General features: G+C 72.5%; 12 protein-coding genes. 9 read left to right on the top strand and 3 right to left on the bottom strand.

The features are described 5' to 3' along the window. Nucleotides 1–12: 12 nt before the first annotated feature. Nucleotides 13–489, bottom strand: a complete 477-nt coding sequence (locus ABZU99_RS26780) for a ferritin-like domain-containing protein (RefSeq protein ID WP_355954964.1) — start codon at nucleotides 487–489, stop codon at nucleotides 13–15. 21 nt (nucleotides 490–510) lie between these two features. Then, on the bottom strand, nucleotides 511–1173 hold the full coding sequence (locus ABZU99_RS26775; protein WP_356047127.1) for a hypothetical protein: 663 nt from the start codon (nucleotides 1171–1173) through the stop codon (nucleotides 511–513). A 137-nt stretch (nucleotides 1174–1310) separates the two neighbouring features. Between ABZU99_RS26775 and rimP the strand changes: the two genes are divergently transcribed. The 8 genes from rimP to ABZU99_RS26735 all read left to right on the top strand — a co-directional run bounded on the left by rimP (nucleotide 1311) and on the right by ABZU99_RS26735 (nucleotide 9715). Next, nucleotides 1311–1829: a ribosome maturation factor RimP gene (rimP, locus tag ABZU99_RS26770; RefSeq protein WP_355954970.1), complete on the top strand. Its 519-nt coding sequence runs from the start codon at nucleotides 1311–1313 to the stop codon at nucleotides 1827–1829. A gap of 2 nt (nucleotides 1830–1831) precedes the next feature. Beyond that, nucleotides 1832–2824 (top strand): transcription termination factor NusA, encoded by a 993-nt coding sequence (nusA, locus tag ABZU99_RS26765; RefSeq protein ID WP_355954973.1) that lies wholly within the window; start codon nucleotides 1832–1834, stop codon nucleotides 2822–2824. A gap of 97 nt (nucleotides 2825–2921) precedes the next feature. After that, nucleotides 2922–3209, top strand: coding sequence for a YlxR family protein (locus ABZU99_RS26760; RefSeq protein WP_355954976.1), 288 nt, complete (start codon nucleotides 2922–2924; stop codon nucleotides 3207–3209). A 152-nt stretch (nucleotides 3210–3361) separates the two neighbouring features. Continuing rightward, nucleotides 3362–6469 (top strand): translation initiation factor IF-2, encoded by a 3108-nt coding sequence (infB, locus tag ABZU99_RS26755; protein WP_356047130.1) that lies wholly within the window; start codon nucleotides 3362–3364, stop codon nucleotides 6467–6469. 121 nt (nucleotides 6470–6590) lie between these two features. Continuing rightward, nucleotides 6591–6887: a DUF503 domain-containing protein gene (locus ABZU99_RS26750; RefSeq protein ID WP_355954982.1), complete on the top strand. Its 297-nt coding sequence runs from the start codon at nucleotides 6591–6593 to the stop codon at nucleotides 6885–6887. A 73-nt stretch (nucleotides 6888–6960) separates the two neighbouring features. Next, on the top strand, nucleotides 6961–7443 hold the full coding sequence (gene rbfA / locus ABZU99_RS26745; protein ID WP_355954985.1) for a 30S ribosome-binding factor RbfA: 483 nt from the start codon (nucleotides 6961–6963) through the stop codon (nucleotides 7441–7443). After that, nucleotides 7440–8366: a tRNA pseudouridine(55) synthase TruB gene (gene truB / locus ABZU99_RS26740; protein WP_355954988.1), complete on the top strand. Its 927-nt coding sequence runs from the start codon at nucleotides 7440–7442 to the stop codon at nucleotides 8364–8366. Before rbfA ends, truB begins: the two co-directional genes overlap by 4 nt. 395 nt (nucleotides 8367–8761) lie before the next feature. Then, nucleotides 8762–9715 (top strand): bifunctional riboflavin kinase/FAD synthetase, encoded by a 954-nt coding sequence (locus ABZU99_RS26735; protein ID WP_356047133.1) that lies wholly within the window; start codon nucleotides 8762–8764, stop codon nucleotides 9713–9715. A gap of 87 nt (nucleotides 9716–9802) precedes the next feature. On the opposite strand, the gene ABZU99_RS26730 is transcribed toward ABZU99_RS26735, so the two are convergent. Continuing rightward, nucleotides 9803–13420 carry an SCO5717 family growth-regulating ATPase gene (locus ABZU99_RS26730; protein WP_356047135.1) on the bottom strand — a complete coding sequence of 1206 codons (3618 nt, stop codon included), beginning with the start codon at nucleotides 13418–13420 and terminating at the stop codon, nucleotides 9803–9805. A gap of 849 nt (nucleotides 13421–14269) precedes the next feature. Between ABZU99_RS26730 and ABZU99_RS26725 the strand changes: the two genes are divergently transcribed. Then, entirely contained in the window at nucleotides 14270–15649 is a 1380-nt protein-coding gene (locus tag ABZU99_RS26725; protein WP_355954997.1) for a PQQ-binding-like beta-propeller repeat protein, read from the top strand. Nucleotides 15650–15829: the final 180 nt, after the last annotated feature.

Genomic DNA, 15829 nt, shown 5'->3' with positions numbered 1-15829 from the left:
TTCGCCCGCATGTCACAGCGCGTCCGACCCGCCGCTCGCCGACGCGGTCGGCGCGGCGGGGGCGGCGAATTCGGTGAGCCCAGGGAAGGCTACGCCGCCGCCTCGCCAGCGCACCGCCCGGACCGCCGCCTCGCGCAGCGCGCCCGCCGCCTGCCGGCGCAGGGACCCGTCCGAGGCCCGTACGAGATCGGCGTAGACGGCGGCGACGCGGTTCTCCAGCTCCGCGGCGAGCCGTACCGCGGCGGGCGCGTCCGGCACCGCGAAGGGCAGCGCGTAGGCCGGGGCCGCGCTCTGGGGCGTACCGCCGAGGCCGCGCACGGTGCGTACGAGGTCGTCCCGGCGGGCGCGGTGCGCGGCGTATCCCTCGCGGGCCTCCGCGAGCCGGTCGTCGCCGATCCGCCCGCCGACGACGCCGTATCCGTAGACGGCGGCGTGTTCGGCGGCGAGCGCCGCCTGGGCGGCCCTGAGCGCCGCGGCCCGGTTGGCCATGTCAGTTCCCCTTCCCGATGGTCATGAGCCGGTGTCGCGCCGCGTGAGGAGGTATACGTGGGCGGCGCCGCCGGCCGCCACGGAGGCCAGCAGCCGGGCGAGCTCGGGCGGCGCGGTGGCGAGCGCGGCTGTGCGGGTGCCGGCGGTGTGGCGCTCGGCCTGGGCGAGGGCGGCGAGCGCCTTCTTCTCGTCCTCGGGCACCTCGGGCGGCCGTACCCCGGTCCCGCCCCCGCCCGGGGTGGCGGGAGCCGAAGCGGACCGGGAGGGTGAGGGCGATCGGGCCGCGGAGGAGGCTCCGGCCCGGCCCTCACCGCGAAATACGGCGGCGTGCCGGGCTGTTTCCTCCCGCAGAGGCGCAAGTCGCTTCGCGAGGGAGGGGTGGGCTTTCGCGGTCGCGTCGTAGCGCGCGAGGAGCGCGACGGAGTCCCGTACGCCCCGCGCGCGCAGCTTCGCGGCGGCGGCCGCGTCACCGTCCGCGCCGGTGGGCCGGGGCTCGGAGCCGTCGGAGCAGCCGCTCAGCAGCGCGACGGCCCCCAGTGCCCCGCCGCCCAGCAGCAGACTCCGCCGGCGTGGTGCCGCGGCGGCGGGCGTGGCGGACGCGGACAGGGGGAGAGGTGGGGGATTCGTGATCGACACGTTCCTCTTTCCGGGCTGCGGCAGCTCCCGGCCGCCGGTAGTGATCACAGCAGGGGAGCGTACCCGCGCCGAGCCCTTCTGCCCGGCAGCGGCCACCGAATCGTCAGCCCGGCGCCGGAACAGATAGGCTTTGAGCTGACACGCGACCTTCCCACAACAGCACACGCGGCCGAGGAGTCACCCGGATGAGCACCACCCAGAGCGAGAGGCTGCGCGGACTGCTGGAACCGCTCGCCAGCGCCCGAGAGCTGGATCTGGAAGAGGTCGAGGTGACACCCGCCGGCCGGCGGCGTGTGCTTCGGGTCGTCGTGGATTCCGATGACGGTGTGCAGCTGGACGCGTGTGCCGAGCTGAGCCGGGCGATCTCCCAGACGCTCGACGACACGGACGCGATGGGCCAGACCCCGTACGTCCTCGAGGTCACCTCTCCCGGCGCCGAGCGCCCCCTGACCGAGCCGCGCCACTACCGCCGGGCCACCGGCCGTCTGATGCGCGCGAAGCTCGCGGAGGGCGAGGAGCTGGTCGCCCGGATCGTCGCCGTGGACGACGAGGGGCTCGATGTGGAGGTGCCCGGCGTGAAGGGGCGCAAGCCCACCGCCAGGCGGCTGGCCTTCCCGGAGATCTCCAAGGCCCGGGTGGAGATCGAGTTCAACCGCAAGCCCGCGGACAAGGGCGAGGGCGACGAGAGCCAGGAGGAGGCGTAGCCATGGACATCGACATGAGTGCCCTGCGGGGTCTGGTGCGGGAGAAGGAGATCTCGTTCGACCTGCTGGTCGAGGCGATCGAGTCGGCTCTCCTCATCGCTTACCACCGCACCGAGGGAAGCCGCCGCCGGGCCCGCGTGGAGCTGGACCGCAACACCGGTCATGTGACCGTGTGGGCGCGCGAGGAGGCCGACGACCTGGCGGAGGGCGAGGAGCCCAGGGAGTTCGACGACACCCCCTCCGGCTTCGGCCGGATCGCCGCGATGACCGCCAAGCAGGTCATCCTGCAGCGGCTGCGGGACGCCGAGGAGGAGATCACCTTCGGCGAGTACGCGGGGCGTGAGGGCGATGTGGTCGCGGGCGTCGTCCAGCAGGGCAAGGACCCGAAGAACGTGCTGGTGGACATCGGCCGGCTCGAGGCGATCCTGCCGGTGCAGGAGCAGGTCCCGGGCGAGGACTACGCCCATGGCACCCGGCTGCGTACGTACGTCGTACGAGTGGTCAAGGGCGTGCGCGGGCCCTCGGTGACCCTTTCGCGTACGCATCCCAATCTCGTGAAGAAGCTCTTCGCGCTCGAGGTCCCGGAGATCGCGGACGGCTCGGTGGAGATCGCGGCGATCGCCCGTGAGGCGGGCCACCGCACCAAGATCGCCGTCCGGTCCACCCGTTCGGGCCTGAACCCGAAGGGCGCGTGCATCGGCCCGATGGGCGGCCGGGTGCGCAGCGTGATGGCCGAGCTGCACGGCGAGAAGATCGACATCGTCGACTGGTCGGACGACCCCGCTGAGCTGGTGGCGAACGCGCTGTCCCCCGCCCGGGTGAGCAAGGTCGAGGTGGTGGATCTGGCGGCGCGCTCGGCGCGCGTCACCGTGCCGGACTACCAGCTGTCCCTCGCCATCGGCAAGGAGGGGCAGAACGCCCGCCTCGCGGCGCGGCTGACCGGCTGGCGGATCGATATCCGGCCGGACACCGAACAGCCCGGTGATCAAGGCTGATTCACGCCGCGATCACCCGGGATCCAGCCGAAAACGTGTGACTGTTCGATCACTCCCCCCAGGGGGTGAGGTCGGCGCAGGGAGGTAGACTTACGTAGTGTCTGGCCGCACGCGAGCTCGTGCCTGCCCTGAGAGAACCTGTGTGGGATGCCGGGATCGGGCGGCCAAGAACGATCTGCTGCGCATCGTGGCGGTCGAGGGTGTGTGTGTCCCCGATCGGCGCGGTACGCTGCCCGGTCGGGGTGCTTATCTGCACCTCACACCGGTCTGCCTCGACCTGGCGGTCCGCCGCCGGGCATTCTCCCGGGCCTTCAGGGGGCCGGGGGCGATCGACACCACGGCGCTGCGCCGGTTTGTCGAGCAGAGTGAGCAGGCAACACCGTAAGTAGTTGGAAGAACGGCACGGGACACCGTGCGGTCAGGTACCTCGCGAGTCGGAAGTAGGTCGAGATTGCGATGAGCACTCGATGAGTACGCGATGAGTACGCCCATGAAGTAGCGACGGTCCGGCGGGAACCCGGACCTAAAAGGAGCGAAGTGGCTAAGGTCCGGGTATACGAACTCGCCAAGGAGTTCGGAGTTGAGAGCAAGGTCGTCATGGCCAAGCTCCAAGAACTCGGTGAATTCGTACGGTCGGCGTCCTCGACCATCGAGGCGCCGGTTGTGCGCAAGTTGACTGACGCTTTCCAGGGTGGCAACGGCTCCGGCCGCGCCGCCGGTAAGCCTTCGGCGCCGCGTAAGGCGCCTGCCAAGCCTCCGACGCCCGGTCCGGCGTCGGCGGCCCGTCCCGCTGCCCCCAAGCCCCCGACGCCCGGCCCCAAGCCGGCCGTCGCCGAGGGCCCGCGCAGCATGCCGTCCGCGGCGCCCACCCCGGGTCCGCGTCCCACGCCCGCCGCCCGGCCCCCGGCCCCCGGCCCCAAGCCGGCTCCGGCCGCGCCCGCGGCTCCGGCGCAGCCCGAGTTCACCGCCCCGCCGGCCACTCCGGGTCCCAAGCCCGCGGCGGCCAAGCCGGGCGCCCCGGCCAAGCCGGGTGCCACGCCCGGTCCGCGCCCCGGCGCCCGTCCGGGTGGCCCGGGTCAGGGCCAGGGCCGTGACCAGGGCGGTCAGGGCGGCCGTTCCGGCGCCTCGCGTCCGGGTCAGGAGCGCGGTCCGCGTCCGGGCGGCGCCCGTCCGGCCGGTCCCCGTCCGGGGAACAACCCCTTCACCTCCGGTGGCTCCACCGGCATGGCGCGCCCGCAGGCGCCCCGGCCCGGCGGCGCCCCGCGTCCCGGCGGCCAGGGTGGCCCCGGCCCGCGTCCGCAGGGCCAGGGCGGTCCCGGTGGCGGCCGTGGCCAGGGCGGTCCCGGCGGTCCCCGTCCCACTCCGGGCCAGATGCCCCGTCCGCAGGGCGCCCAGGGTGGCGGCCCGCGTCCGGGCGGCGGCCCCGGTGGTCCGCGTCCGAACCCGGGCATGATGCCGCAGCGTCCGGCTGCCGGCCCGCGTCCGGGCCCCGGTGGCGGCGGCGGTCGCGGTCCCGGCGGTGCCGGTCGTCCCGGCGGCGGCGGCGGTCGTCCCGGTGGCGGTGGCTTCGCCGGTCGTCCCGGTGGCGGCGGCGGTCGTCCCGGTGGCGGCGGTTTCGCCGGTCGTCCGGGTGGTCCCGGCGGCGGTGGCGGCTTCGGTGGCGGCGGTGGCCGTCCCGGCTTCGGCGGTCGTCCGGGTGGTCCCGGTGGCCGTGGTGGTACGCAGGGTGCGTTCGGCCGTCCCGGTGGTCCGGCGCGTCGTGGCCGTAAGTCGAAGCGGCAGAGGCGCCAGGAGTACGAGGCCATGCAGGCCCCGTCCGTCGGCGGCGTGATGCTGCCGCGCGGCAACGGCCAGACGGTCCGGCTGTCGCGGGGTGCCTCGCTCACCGACTTCGCGGAGAAGATCAACGCCAACCCGGCGTCGCTGGTCGCCGTGATGCTCAACCTCGGCGAGATGGTCACCGCGACCCAGTCGGTCTCCGACGAGACGCTGCAGCTGCTCGCCGACGAGATGAACTACGTCGTCGAGATCGTCAGCCCGGAGGAGGAGGACCGCGAGCTTCTCGAGTCCTTCGACATCGAGTTCGGCGAGAACGAGGGCGGCGAGGAGATGCTCGTCTCCCGTCCGCCGGTCGTGACCGTCATGGGTCACGTCGACCACGGTAAGACCCGGCTGCTGGACGCGATCCGCAAGACCAACGTCGTCGCGGGCGAGGCCGGTGGCATCACCCAGCACATCGGTGCCTACCAGGTCTCGACCGAGGTCAACGAGGAAGAGCGCAAGATCACCTTCATTGACACCCCGGGTCACGAGGCGTTCACCGCCATGCGTGCCCGTGGTGCCAAGTCGACCGACATCGCGATCCTCGTGGTGGCGGCCAACGACGGTGTGATGCCCCAGACGATCGAGGCGCTGAACCACGCCAAGGCGGCCGACGTGCCGATCGTGGTCGCGGTCAACAAGATCGACGTCGAGGGCGCGGACCCGACCAAGGTGCGCGGTCAGCTGACCGAGTACGGCCTGGTGGCCGAGGAGTACGGCGGCGACACCATGTTCGTCGACATCTCCGCCAAGCAGGGTCTGCACATCGACAGCCTGCTGGAGGCCGTGGTCCTCACCGCGGACGCCTCGCTCGACCTGCGCGCCAACGCGGAGCAGGACGCGCAGGGCATCGCGATCGAGGCGCACCTGGACCGCGGCCGCGGCGCCGTGGCCACCGTGCTGGTCCAGCGCGGCACCCTGCGGGTCGGCGACACGATGGTCGCGGGCGACGCCTACGGCCGCGTCCGGGCGATGCTCGACGACAACGGCAATGCGCTGGAGGAGGCCGGTCCGGCCACCCCGGTCCTGGTGCTCGGTCTGACCAACGTGCCGGGCGCGGGCGACAACTTCCTCGTCGTCGACGAGGACCGCACCGCCCGCCAGATCGCCGAGAAGCGCGCGGCGCGCGAGCGCAACGCGGCCTTCGCCAAGCGCACCCGCCGGGTTTCCCTGGAGGACCTGGACAAGGTGCTCAAGGCCGGTCAGGTGCAGCAGCTCAACCTCATCATCAAGGGCGACGCGTCCGGTTCGGTGGAGGCCCTCGAGTCCTCCCTGCTCCAGCTCGACGTCGGCGAAGAGGTCGACCTGCGCATCCTGCACCGCGGTGTGGGTGCGGTCACCGAGACCGACATCGACCTGGCGACCGGCTCCGACGCCATCGTCATCGGCTTCAACGTGCGCGCCGACGGGCGTGCCACGCAGATGGCCGAGCGCGAGGGCGTGGACGTCCGCTACTACTCGGTCATCTACCAGGTGATCGAGGAGATCGAGGCGGCCCTCAAGGGCATGCTCAAGCCGGAGTACGAAGAGGTCGAGCTGGGCACGGCGGAGATCCGCGAGGTCTTCCGCTCGTCCAAGCTGGGCAACATCGCGGGTGTGCTCATCCGCTCCGGCGAGGTCAAGCGGAACACCAAGGCCCGCCTCGTCCGCGACGGCAAGGTCATCGCGGAAAACCTCAACATCGAGGGCCTGCGTCGCTTCAAGGACGACGTCACCGAGATTCGCGAAGGCTTCGAGGGCGGTATCAACCTCGGAAACTTCAACGACATCAAGGTCGACGACGTCATCGCGACGTACGAGATGCGCGAGAAGCCGCGCGGCTGACGCGCGGGCTGTCATCCGGGGCCGGTCGGCGGAGAATTCCGTCGATCGGCCCCGGCCGTTGCGTGTACGGTGCGAGAAGCCCGCACACTCAAGGCCCCACGGGTGGCTAGACCCGGACCGCATGTATGTAGGGACGTTGTCCTTTGACCTGCTCCTTGGCGACGTACGGTCGTTGAAGGAGAAGCGCTCCGTCGTCCGCCCGATCGTCGCCGAACTGCACCGCAAATTCGCGGTGAGCGTGGCGGAGGTCGGAGACCAGGATCTCTATCGCAGGGCCGAGATCGGCCTGGCGATGGTCTCCGGGGACGCGGGCCATCTCACGGAGGTGCTCGATCGCTGCGAGCGGCTGGTCGCGGCGCGGCCGGAGGTGGAGCTGCTGTCGGTGCGACGGCGGTTCCACGGCGGCGATGATGAATGAAGGCCGGGGAGCGACGGGTATACGACCGTCCCCGACCATCGATGACTGAAGCGAAGAAGAGAGAAGAAGACGCATGAGCGACACCGCGCGGGCACGCAAGCTGGCGGACCGCATCCGGGTCGTGGTCGCGGAGACCCTGCAGCGGCGGATCAAGGACCCGCGGCTGGGCTATGTGACCATCACCGACACCCGGATCACCGGTGATCTGCGGGAGGCGACCGTCTTCTACACGGTCTTCGGCGACGACGAGGAGCGGGCGGCCTCGGCCGCGGCCCTGGAGAGCGCGAAGGGCGTGCTGCGGTCGGAGGTCGGACGGCAGACCGGGGTGCGCTTCACCCCGACCCTGACGTTCGTCCCCGACGCCCTGCCGGACAACGCCCGCACCATCGACGATCTGCTCGCCAAGGCCAAGGCAGCCGACGAGCAGGTGCGGGAGGCGTCCTCGGGCGCCACGTACGCCGGTGAGGCCGACCCCTACCGCAAGCCGGGCGAGGAGGCGGAGGACGAGGAGACCGAGGGCCCGCGGGCCGAGGGCAAGGACTCCTCGGACGTATGACGCGCAAGGGCAGGGCCGGCTCCGGTGCGCCGGACGGCCTGGTGATCGTGGACAAGCCCGCCGGTTTCACCTCGCACGACGTCGTCGCCAAGATGCGCCGTTTCGCCGGCACCCGGCGGGTCGGCCACGCGGGGACGCTGGATCCGATGGCGACCGGCGTGCTCGTGGTCGGCGTCGAGAAGGCGACCCGGCTGCTCGGGCATCTGGCGCTGACCGAGAAGGAGTACGAGGCCACCATCCGGCTCGGCCAGACCACGGTCACCGACGACGCGGAGGGGGAGTGCACCTCCTCCGGCGGCGCCGCCGGGATCGAGCTCAGCGCCGTCCAGGCCGGAATCGGCGAGCTGACCGGAGACATCCAGCAGGTCCCGTCCAAGGTCAGCGCCATCAAGATCGACGGCAAGCGGTCCTACACCCGGGCCCGCGAGGGCGAGGAGTTCGAGATTCCGGCGCGGCCGGTGACCGTCTCGTCCTTCGTCCTCCACGGGGACCGCGAGACAAAGGCGGAGGACGGCACCACCGTCCGCGACCTGGATGTCACGGTCGTGTGCTCCTCCGGTACGTACATCCGGGCACTGGCGCGCGACCTGGGCGCCGCGCTCGGCGTCGGCGGCCATCTGACGGCGCTGCGCCGGACCCGCGTCGGGCCGTACGGCCTGGAGGCCGCCCGGACGCTGGCACAGCTCGAGGAGTCGCTCCGGATCATGCCCATCGCCGAGGCCGCGGCCGCCGCCTTCCCGCGCTGGGATGTCGATGCCCACCAGGCCCGGCTGCTGGGCAACGGCGTACGCATCGCCATGCCGCCGGGGGAGGGGGCGTCCGGCGCGCGGGGGCCGGTCGCGGTCTTCGGCCCGGAGGGGCGCTTTCTGGCCCTGGTGGAGGAGTCGAAGGGCAAGGCCAAGAGCCTGGCCGTCTTCGTATGAGGCCGTCTTCGTATGAGGCTGCCGTCCCAGCGGCTGTGAGGCCGCCTCGCGGCCCCGCCACGCCATCCCCGGCCCCAGCGGGCCGTTCCGCACCGCGGGGCGGCCTGCGCCGTCCTGCGGTGCGTTGCGACCCCCCTCCCCCCAATCAACCCCCTTCCGGTGTCTTTCCGCTGCCGGACCCGAATTCACCCCATCGTGCGGGCGCTCTGAGAGCATCGCGGGGGTGAAAGGGGGCGCGAGGCGCCTTCCGGGCCCCTGGCGACCGCAGTGGACGGCCGAGGTGACAGCGGGGCCGGGCGCCCGGAGCGACCACCGATGCACGGCGCGCCCCGAGGGCATGGCAGTCTTGGACCGGCAAAGTCGACAGACAAAGGTTCGGGCGAGGAGCGGGCAAAGTGCAGCGCTGGCGTGGCTTGGAGGGCATCCCCGAGGACTGGGGACGCAGCGTCGTCACCATCGGCTCCTACGACGGGGTGCACCGAGGGCACCAGCTGATCATCGGCCGTACGGTGGCACGCGCGCGTGAGCTGGGCGTACCCGCGGTCGTGGTCACCTTCGACCCGCACCCGAGCGAGGTCGTACGGCCCGGCAGCCACCCGCCGCTGCTCGCCACCCATCACCGGCGCGCCGAGCTCATGGCGGAGCTGGGCGTGGACGCGGTGCTGATCCTGCCGTTCACAGCCGAGTTCTCCCGGCTGACCCCCGGCGACTTCGTGGCGAAGGTCCTGGCCGACAGGCTCCACGCGCGGGTGGTGGTGGAGGGCCCCAACTTCCGCTTCGGCCACAAGGCCGCCGGTGACGTCGCCGTCCTGCGCGAGCTCGGCGCCACCTATGACTACGAGGTCGAGGTCGTCGACCTGTACGAGCGCGGTGAGGCGGGCGGCGGCGAGCCGTTCTCGTCCACGCTGGTGCGCAGGCTGGTCGCGGACGGCGATGTCGCGGGCGCCATGGAGGTCCTCGGACGGCCGCACCGCGTCGAGGGCGTGGTGGTGCGCGGCGCCCAGCGCGGCCGGGAGCTGGGCTTCCCGACGGCCAACCTGGAGACGCCGCCACACACCGCGATCCCGGCCGACGGCGTCTACGCCGGCTGGCTGACGGCGCAGGGCGAGGCGATGCCCGCGGCCATCTCGGTCGGTACGAACCCGCAGTTCAACGGGACCGAGCGGACCGTGGAGGCATACGCCATCGACCGGGTCGGACTGGACCTGTACGGCCTGCATGTCGCGGTGGACTTCCTGACATATCTGCGGGGCCAGGAGAAGTTCGAGTCGATCGAGGCGCTGCTGGAGCGCATGGCGGTCGATGTGAAGCGGGCGCGCGAGCTCGTGGAGGACCACGCCGGCCGCTGACGCACCTCCGAACAGAGCTGAACAGCACTTCGCCCCGTCGGGTCGGTGATCGAATGATCCCGCCCGACGGGGCGAAGTGCGTTCGCGCTACTGCTGGGGCCCGGCGGGGGGCTGCTGCTGCCAGGGCTGCCCCGGCTGGGCGGCCTGCTGTTGCCCCGGTTGCCCCGGTTGCCCCGGTTGCCCCGGTTGCCCCGGCTGGGGCTGCGGCTGCTGCCCCTGCTGCGGTGGCTGATGCCAGCCCGGCTGGGGACCGGGCTGCCCAGGCTGGCCGCCCTGCTGCGGATATCCGGGCTGCGGCTGCGGGTATCCGGGCTGCGGCTGCGGCTGACCCTGCTGGGGCGCGTACGGTCCCGGGTAGGGCTGCTGCCCCTGGCCCTGACCCTGGCTGGGCATCGGCGGGGCCATCTGCGGCGGCTGGGCGCCACCGCCCGCCGTCCACAGACCCTGTGCCTGCTGGGCGCGGGAGAAGTCCTCCGCGACCATGGCCGAGAGGTTGAAGTACGCCTCACGGGTCTTGGGCCGCATCATGTCCAGGTCCACTTCGGCGCCCGCCGACAGATGCTCGTCGAACGGCACGACGATCACCCCGCGGCAGCGGGTCTCGAAGTGCGACACGATGTCATCGACCTTGATCATCTTCCCGGTCTCCCGGACCCCGGAGATGACCGTGATACTGCGCGAGACCAGATCCGCGTAGCCGTGCGCGGACAGCCAGTCCAGTGTGGTGCTCGCGCTGCTCGCGCCGTCCACGGACGGGGTGGAGATGATGATCAGCTGGTCGGCGAGGTCGAGCACACCGCGCATCGCGCTGTAGAGCAGACCGGTGCCCGAGTCGGTGAGGATGATCGGGTACTGCTTGCCCAGGATGTCGATGACGCGGCGGTAGTCGTCGTCGTTGAAGGTCGTCGAGACCGCCGGGTCCACGTCGTTGGCGAGGATCTCCAGCCCGGACGGCGCCTGTGAGGTGAACCGCCGGATGTCCATATAGCTGTTGAGATACGGGATCGCCGTGACCAGGTCACGGATGGTCGCCCCCGTCTCACGCCGCACCCGCCGGCCGAGCGTGCCCGCGTCGGGGTTGGCGTCGATGGCGATGACCTTGTCCTGGCGCTCGGTGGCCAGGGTCGCCCCGAGGGCGGTGGTCGTCGTGGTCTTGCCGACGCCGCCCTTCAGGCTGATCACCGCGATGCGGTAGCAGGAGAGCACGGGCGTACGGATCAGCTCCAGCTTGCGCTGCCGCTCCGCCTCCTCCTTCTTGCCGCCGAGCTTGAAGCGCGAGTTGCCGACGTTGTTCTTCTTCGGCTTCTGCTTGCCCCGGATGAGCCGGTCCGAGGACAGCTCCATCGCGGCCGTGTACCCCAGCGGAGCCCCCGCGCCACCGGCCGCCCGCTGCCGCTGATCCGGCGTCACGGTCGGCCAGCCACCGGTCCGGGGATCGGCGGGCGCCGCGGGCGCGTCGGCACCCGGTTGCGGATATCCGTAACCGTCCTGGGCTCCGGGCCCCTGGCCAGGCTGCGCGGACGGCGCGCCCTGCGGCCCGGTCCCGTCAGGCTGCTGGGGGAATCCGTATCCGCCCTGCGGGCCTGCGGGCGCGGGCTGTGCCGGTGCCGGGCCGGGCTGGGCGGGCTGCTGGGGGAATCCGTATCCGCTCTGCGGGCCTGTGGGGCCGGGTTGGGCGGGGGCTGGGCCGGGGTGTGCGGGCTGCTGCGGGGGCTGCGAGCCCGGGGCGCCGTCGGCGGGCGGGGGCGGGAACCCGTAGCCGCCCTGCTGGGCGGCAGGACCGGGCTGTGCGGCGGCAGGACCCGGCTGGGCGGGCTGCTGCGGGAATCCGTATCCGCCCTGCGGGCCTGCGGGCCCGGGTTGGGCGGCTGCTGGGCCGGGCTGCGCGGGCGCTGGATCAGGCTGTGCGGGGGCCGGGCCGGGCCGGGCAGGCTGCTGCGGCTGGGCGCCGGGAGTAGCGCCGGCAGGCTGCTGCGGGAACCCGTAACCACTCTGTGCGGGCACCGGACCCTGGCCGGGACCGGCGGGACCGGGCGCGGGCTGAGCCGGGTTGGCCCCGGGCGCACCGGGGTGCGGGTAGCCGTACTGCGGAGCCTGCGGGCTCGGCGGGCCCTGCGGGTAACCACCCTGTGGCGTGGGCGCGTTCGCGGCCGGAGGCCGGGCGCCGGGAGCCCCGGCGCCCCCCTGATGCGGCGCCGGACCAGGCTGCCCGGGGACCGCCCCGGGCGCTGCGTCGCCAGGCCGCGGATAGCCGTAGCCTCCGCCCTGCGGCTCCGGAGCGGCAAGACCGGGCCGGCCCTGCGTACCGGGCGCCGGCGGCGCCCACGAGCCGCCCTGCGACGGCGCGGGCCCACCCGCACCGGGAGCACCGGACGCGTCGCCGGGCCCGTCCGTGCGCTGCCCGGGAACTGGCGTCCAGGCGCCGCCGCCCTGCGGTGCGGGCGGAGCGCCCGCGCCACCGTCCGCGCCCTGCGGCGCGGCAGGCTGGAAGTCCGGCGGCAGCGGCGGCAGACCGGACTGTGGAACGGGCGGCGGAGCCCACGCGGCGGCGGGCTTCTCACGGGAGGCGTAGAGCGGCGGCTGCGGCGCGGGCGGCTCCGGCGCGGGCGCGCTCGGCCGCGCCGCGTCCGTGGGAATCGCGTCCTGGGGCTCGGCGCCGGATGGCTCGGGGTTCTGGCTCTTCCGCTCCTCCATCTCCCGCCGCAGCGCGGCCGTGGAGAAGCGCAGGGTCCCTTCGCTGCGCACATCGCCGCTCGTGTCCGCGGAACCGGAACCACCAGCACTGGAACCACCAGCACTGGAACCACCAGCACTGGAACCACCAGCACCGGAACCAGCACCGGAATCGGAAGCGCCCGCAGCGGAGGGCTCGGGACCGCTCCCGGCATCTCCGCCTTCGCCCCTGCGCTCGGCCATCTCGCGCCGCAGTGCGGAAGTGGAGAACCGCATGGTGGAGTTGCTGATCAGGTCGCCGCTGTCGCCCCCGGCACTTCCGTCGTCGCTGTCAGCGTCCGCGTCGTCCCGCACGGGTACGGCGGGCGCCAACGCGTAGTCGTCGTCGGCCGGAACCGCGGGTGCCGCGACCTCACGCTCGTCGACGTCGTCCGCTTCCCGCTCCTCTTCCGGCTTCACGCTCTCCGACGTGACGTCATCCGTCGCGGCGTCGTCGGTCGCGGCGTCGTCCGTCGAGGCGTCAGTCACGGGCGGCGGCGGCGGGGGGTTGGCACCCAAGTCGGGCAAAGGGGGCACGGCGGCAATTCCGCCGGGGTGTTCCTCTCGAGGCTCCCTCGGCCGTGCCTCCTCCTCGACCTCGGCTTGCGCATGGGTCTCGTCCACCGTGGGTTCGTCCACCGTGTGTTCGTCCACTGTGGGCTTGGCGGAAGGCGACACGGGCGGCGGCGCCCACGCGCCCGGGAGGTTGCCCGGCTCCGGAAGTCCGGGTGCGGACACCGGGTTTGCGGTGGGCGGCGGAGGCGTGGGAGGCACCCCCGCGTCGCCGCCCGCGCCGGTCGCACCGGAACCGGCATCCGACGCAGAGGGCGTGGAGGGCGTGGAGGCCGTCGAGGCCGACGAGGCGTTCTGCGTGTACCAGGCGGGAGGGGTGTAGTCGATGGTGAACTCGCCCGTGTGCTCGGTCTCCGCGTCGGACCGATCATCGCCGGGGGTGTTTCCGCCCGTGCGGATCTCGTCCCGATCGCTGCTCACAATGCCTCCTGGTGTGGTCGAACACCCTTGAAATTCTTGGCGAGGCCGATCTGATGCCGATCGCTACTGTCGTCCGACCGTTCGGCTTTCCCCTTTTGTGACGCCGGGGATCCCTGAACAGGTTCTCCTCCGCGCACACCAAGACTAATCACCATGAGCGCCGCAAGGGCAGGCCCGTCCCGGCTCTCAGGGCCCGACCGATACATCCGCCGTGCCTTGCGGCCGTACGTGCCCGTGCAACCGCGGGTGGGGACTTGTGCGTCCGGTGGTACAAAGAGTCCCCGCTCGAAAGCCGTTGCGCGGCGGGATCTGTGACCGAATCGCTCCTTTCCGGCGGGACCAGCCGACCGGATGGCGGGGGGAGGCCGACGGTCGACGGACCCGCGTAAGAGGTAAGCGCCGATGCCGCAGCCGCCCCAACCACCCAACCAGCCGCCGTCCGGCGGTTTCGGTGCACCGCAGGAGCCCTCCCAAGGTGGCTTCGGCGCGCCCGAGCCGCCCCCGGCTCCGCCCGCACCGCCCGCTGCCCCTCCCAGACCCCCGGCAGCTCCGGCGGCACCACCGGCACCCACAACGCCCCCCACACCCCCGGCCGTTCCGCCGACGCCCCCGGCGGGTCAGGCACCGCCCCAGATCTGGGACACCGGTGTCCGCCCGCCGAGCCCGCCCACGGCGCCCGGCGTCCCTGGCCCTCCGCGGCCCGACCCCTCGAACCCGTACGCACAGCCGCACCCCCAGCCCGGTTTCGGTGGCCCGTACGGCACTCCGCCGGGACAGCCGTACGGGGCGCCGCCGCCCGGGGGCGGCGGTCCGGACAAGAAGCGGAAGGCCCTCGTCATCGGCGCGGCCGTGGCGGTCCTGCTCGCCGCGGGCGGCGGGGTGTACGCGGCGGTGGGCAGCGGGGACGACGGCAAGAAGCCCAAGGCCTCGTCGACCACGGCCCCGGGCAAGAAGAACTCGCAGGCCCCGACCTCCGCGCCAACCGGCGAGGACAACAACGGCGGCGGTCGCGACGGCGGCGACAACGACCCCAATGACGCGCGCCAGGCGGGGGAGGCGAAGGTCCTCTATCAGGCCCCCGCGCCAGAGGTGTCCAAGCGCGGTCTCGATGTGCCCGGCTTCTGGGTGATGAAGGGCTTCGTCGTCAAGGCCGTCGAGGACAAGGTCATCGCGTACAAGGACGACGGCAGCAAGAAGTGGACGCTCTCGCTCCCCAAGGCCGTCTGCGCCGCCCCCAACTCCCAGACGGACGGCAAGGTCGTGGTCGCCTACGGGGGCAACCGGAAGGACTCGTGCAGCCAACTCGCCCTGATCGACCTGAACAAGGGCACCAAGCTCTGGGACCACGACGCCCCTGACGCGGGCCCCTTCGGCAGCGACTACAACAGCATGGGGATGGCCCAGAGCGGCGACCTCGTGGGTCTCTCCTGGTTCGGCGGCTCGGGCATCGTCAGGGTCAAGGACGGCAAGGAAGTGTCCCCCGGCGAGCTGAGCCCCGCCTGCTCGGTGGACGGGTTCGCGGGCGGCAAGGCGCTACTGCGCGCCTACTCCTGCAACGACGGCAGCGCCAAGCTGCAGAAGTTCACCCCCGACGGCAAGGTCAAGTGGGCCTACACCGTCCGTAAGGGCTACAAGGTCAGCAAGATCTTTTCCACGAGCCCCGTCGTCATCGCCCTCAGCAACGAGGACCGCAAGTCCGGCGGCATCCTCGCGATCTCCGAGAGCGGCAAGGAGCGGTCGGTCCTCGATCTGGGCAAGCAGTCCTACCAGCCGCAGTGCGGGCTGGACATCTTCGGCACCAATATGGGCGGCTGCCAGGGCGTCGCGGCCTCCGCGGACACCTTCTACCTGCCCACCGAGATGAACAAGAACAGCGACTCGGGCCTGATGACCGAGATCCACGCCTTCGACCTCGACAGCGGCAAGAAGAAGTGGGCGGTCAAGGTGGACGGCCGGATGCTGCTCCCGCTGCGCGCTGACGGCAAGAAGCTCATCGCGTACGAGGAGCCCTCCTACGACACGGCCGGCCTGGTGGTCAGCATCGGCCCGGGCGGCGGCACGCCCAAGACGCTCCTGCGGCTGCCCCAGTCCACCCGCGGCGAGGAGGACGGCTTCTACTCCGCCACCCGCGCCTACGAGAACGGCATCTTCTACATCGCCTCGAACCGCCTCACGGGCAACGCACTCAGCGGTGGCGGCGAGAAGCTGCTGATGGCCTTCGGCTCCTGACCGCTGGGCCACAACTGACCGCTGGGCCACAACGACCGGTAGCGCACATCACCGACCGGTAGCGCACAACACGGAGGGGGGGGGGGGCGGGGCGGGGGGGGCCCCCCCCCCCACCCTCTGCTGCCCTGAGGGACTCCGCCGCCCCCCCGCGCCCGGCGGCGGCGAACGGAGATGACAACT

It is taken from the genome of Streptomyces sp. NPDC005266, assembly GCF_040607655.1.
Taxonomy (GTDB): domain Bacteria; phylum Actinomycetota; class Actinomycetes; order Streptomycetales; family Streptomycetaceae; genus Streptomyces.
The sequence above is the reverse complement of the archived record's forward strand: the minus strand, read 5'-3'. Positions and strand labels throughout refer to the sequence as shown.

Coding starts and splice junctions, on each gene's coding strand:
- rimP (WP_355954970.1), top strand. CDS start 1,311: ATGAGCACCACCCAGAGCGAGAGGCTGCGCGGACTGCTGGAACCGCTC.
- rbfA (WP_355954985.1), top strand. CDS start 6,961: ATGAGCGACACCGCGCGGGCACGCAAGCTGGCGGACCGCATCCGGGTC.
- ABZU99_RS26780 (WP_355954964.1), bottom strand. CDS start 489: ATGGCCAACCGGGCCGCGGCGCTCAGGGCCGCCCAGGCGGCGCTCGCC.
- nusA (WP_355954973.1), top strand. CDS start 1,832: ATGGACATCGACATGAGTGCCCTGCGGGGTCTGGTGCGGGAGAAGGAG.
- ABZU99_RS26750 (WP_355954982.1), top strand. CDS start 6,591: ATGTATGTAGGGACGTTGTCCTTTGACCTGCTCCTTGGCGACGTACGG.
- truB (WP_355954988.1), top strand. CDS start 7,440: ATGACGCGCAAGGGCAGGGCCGGCTCCGGTGCGCCGGACGGCCTGGTG.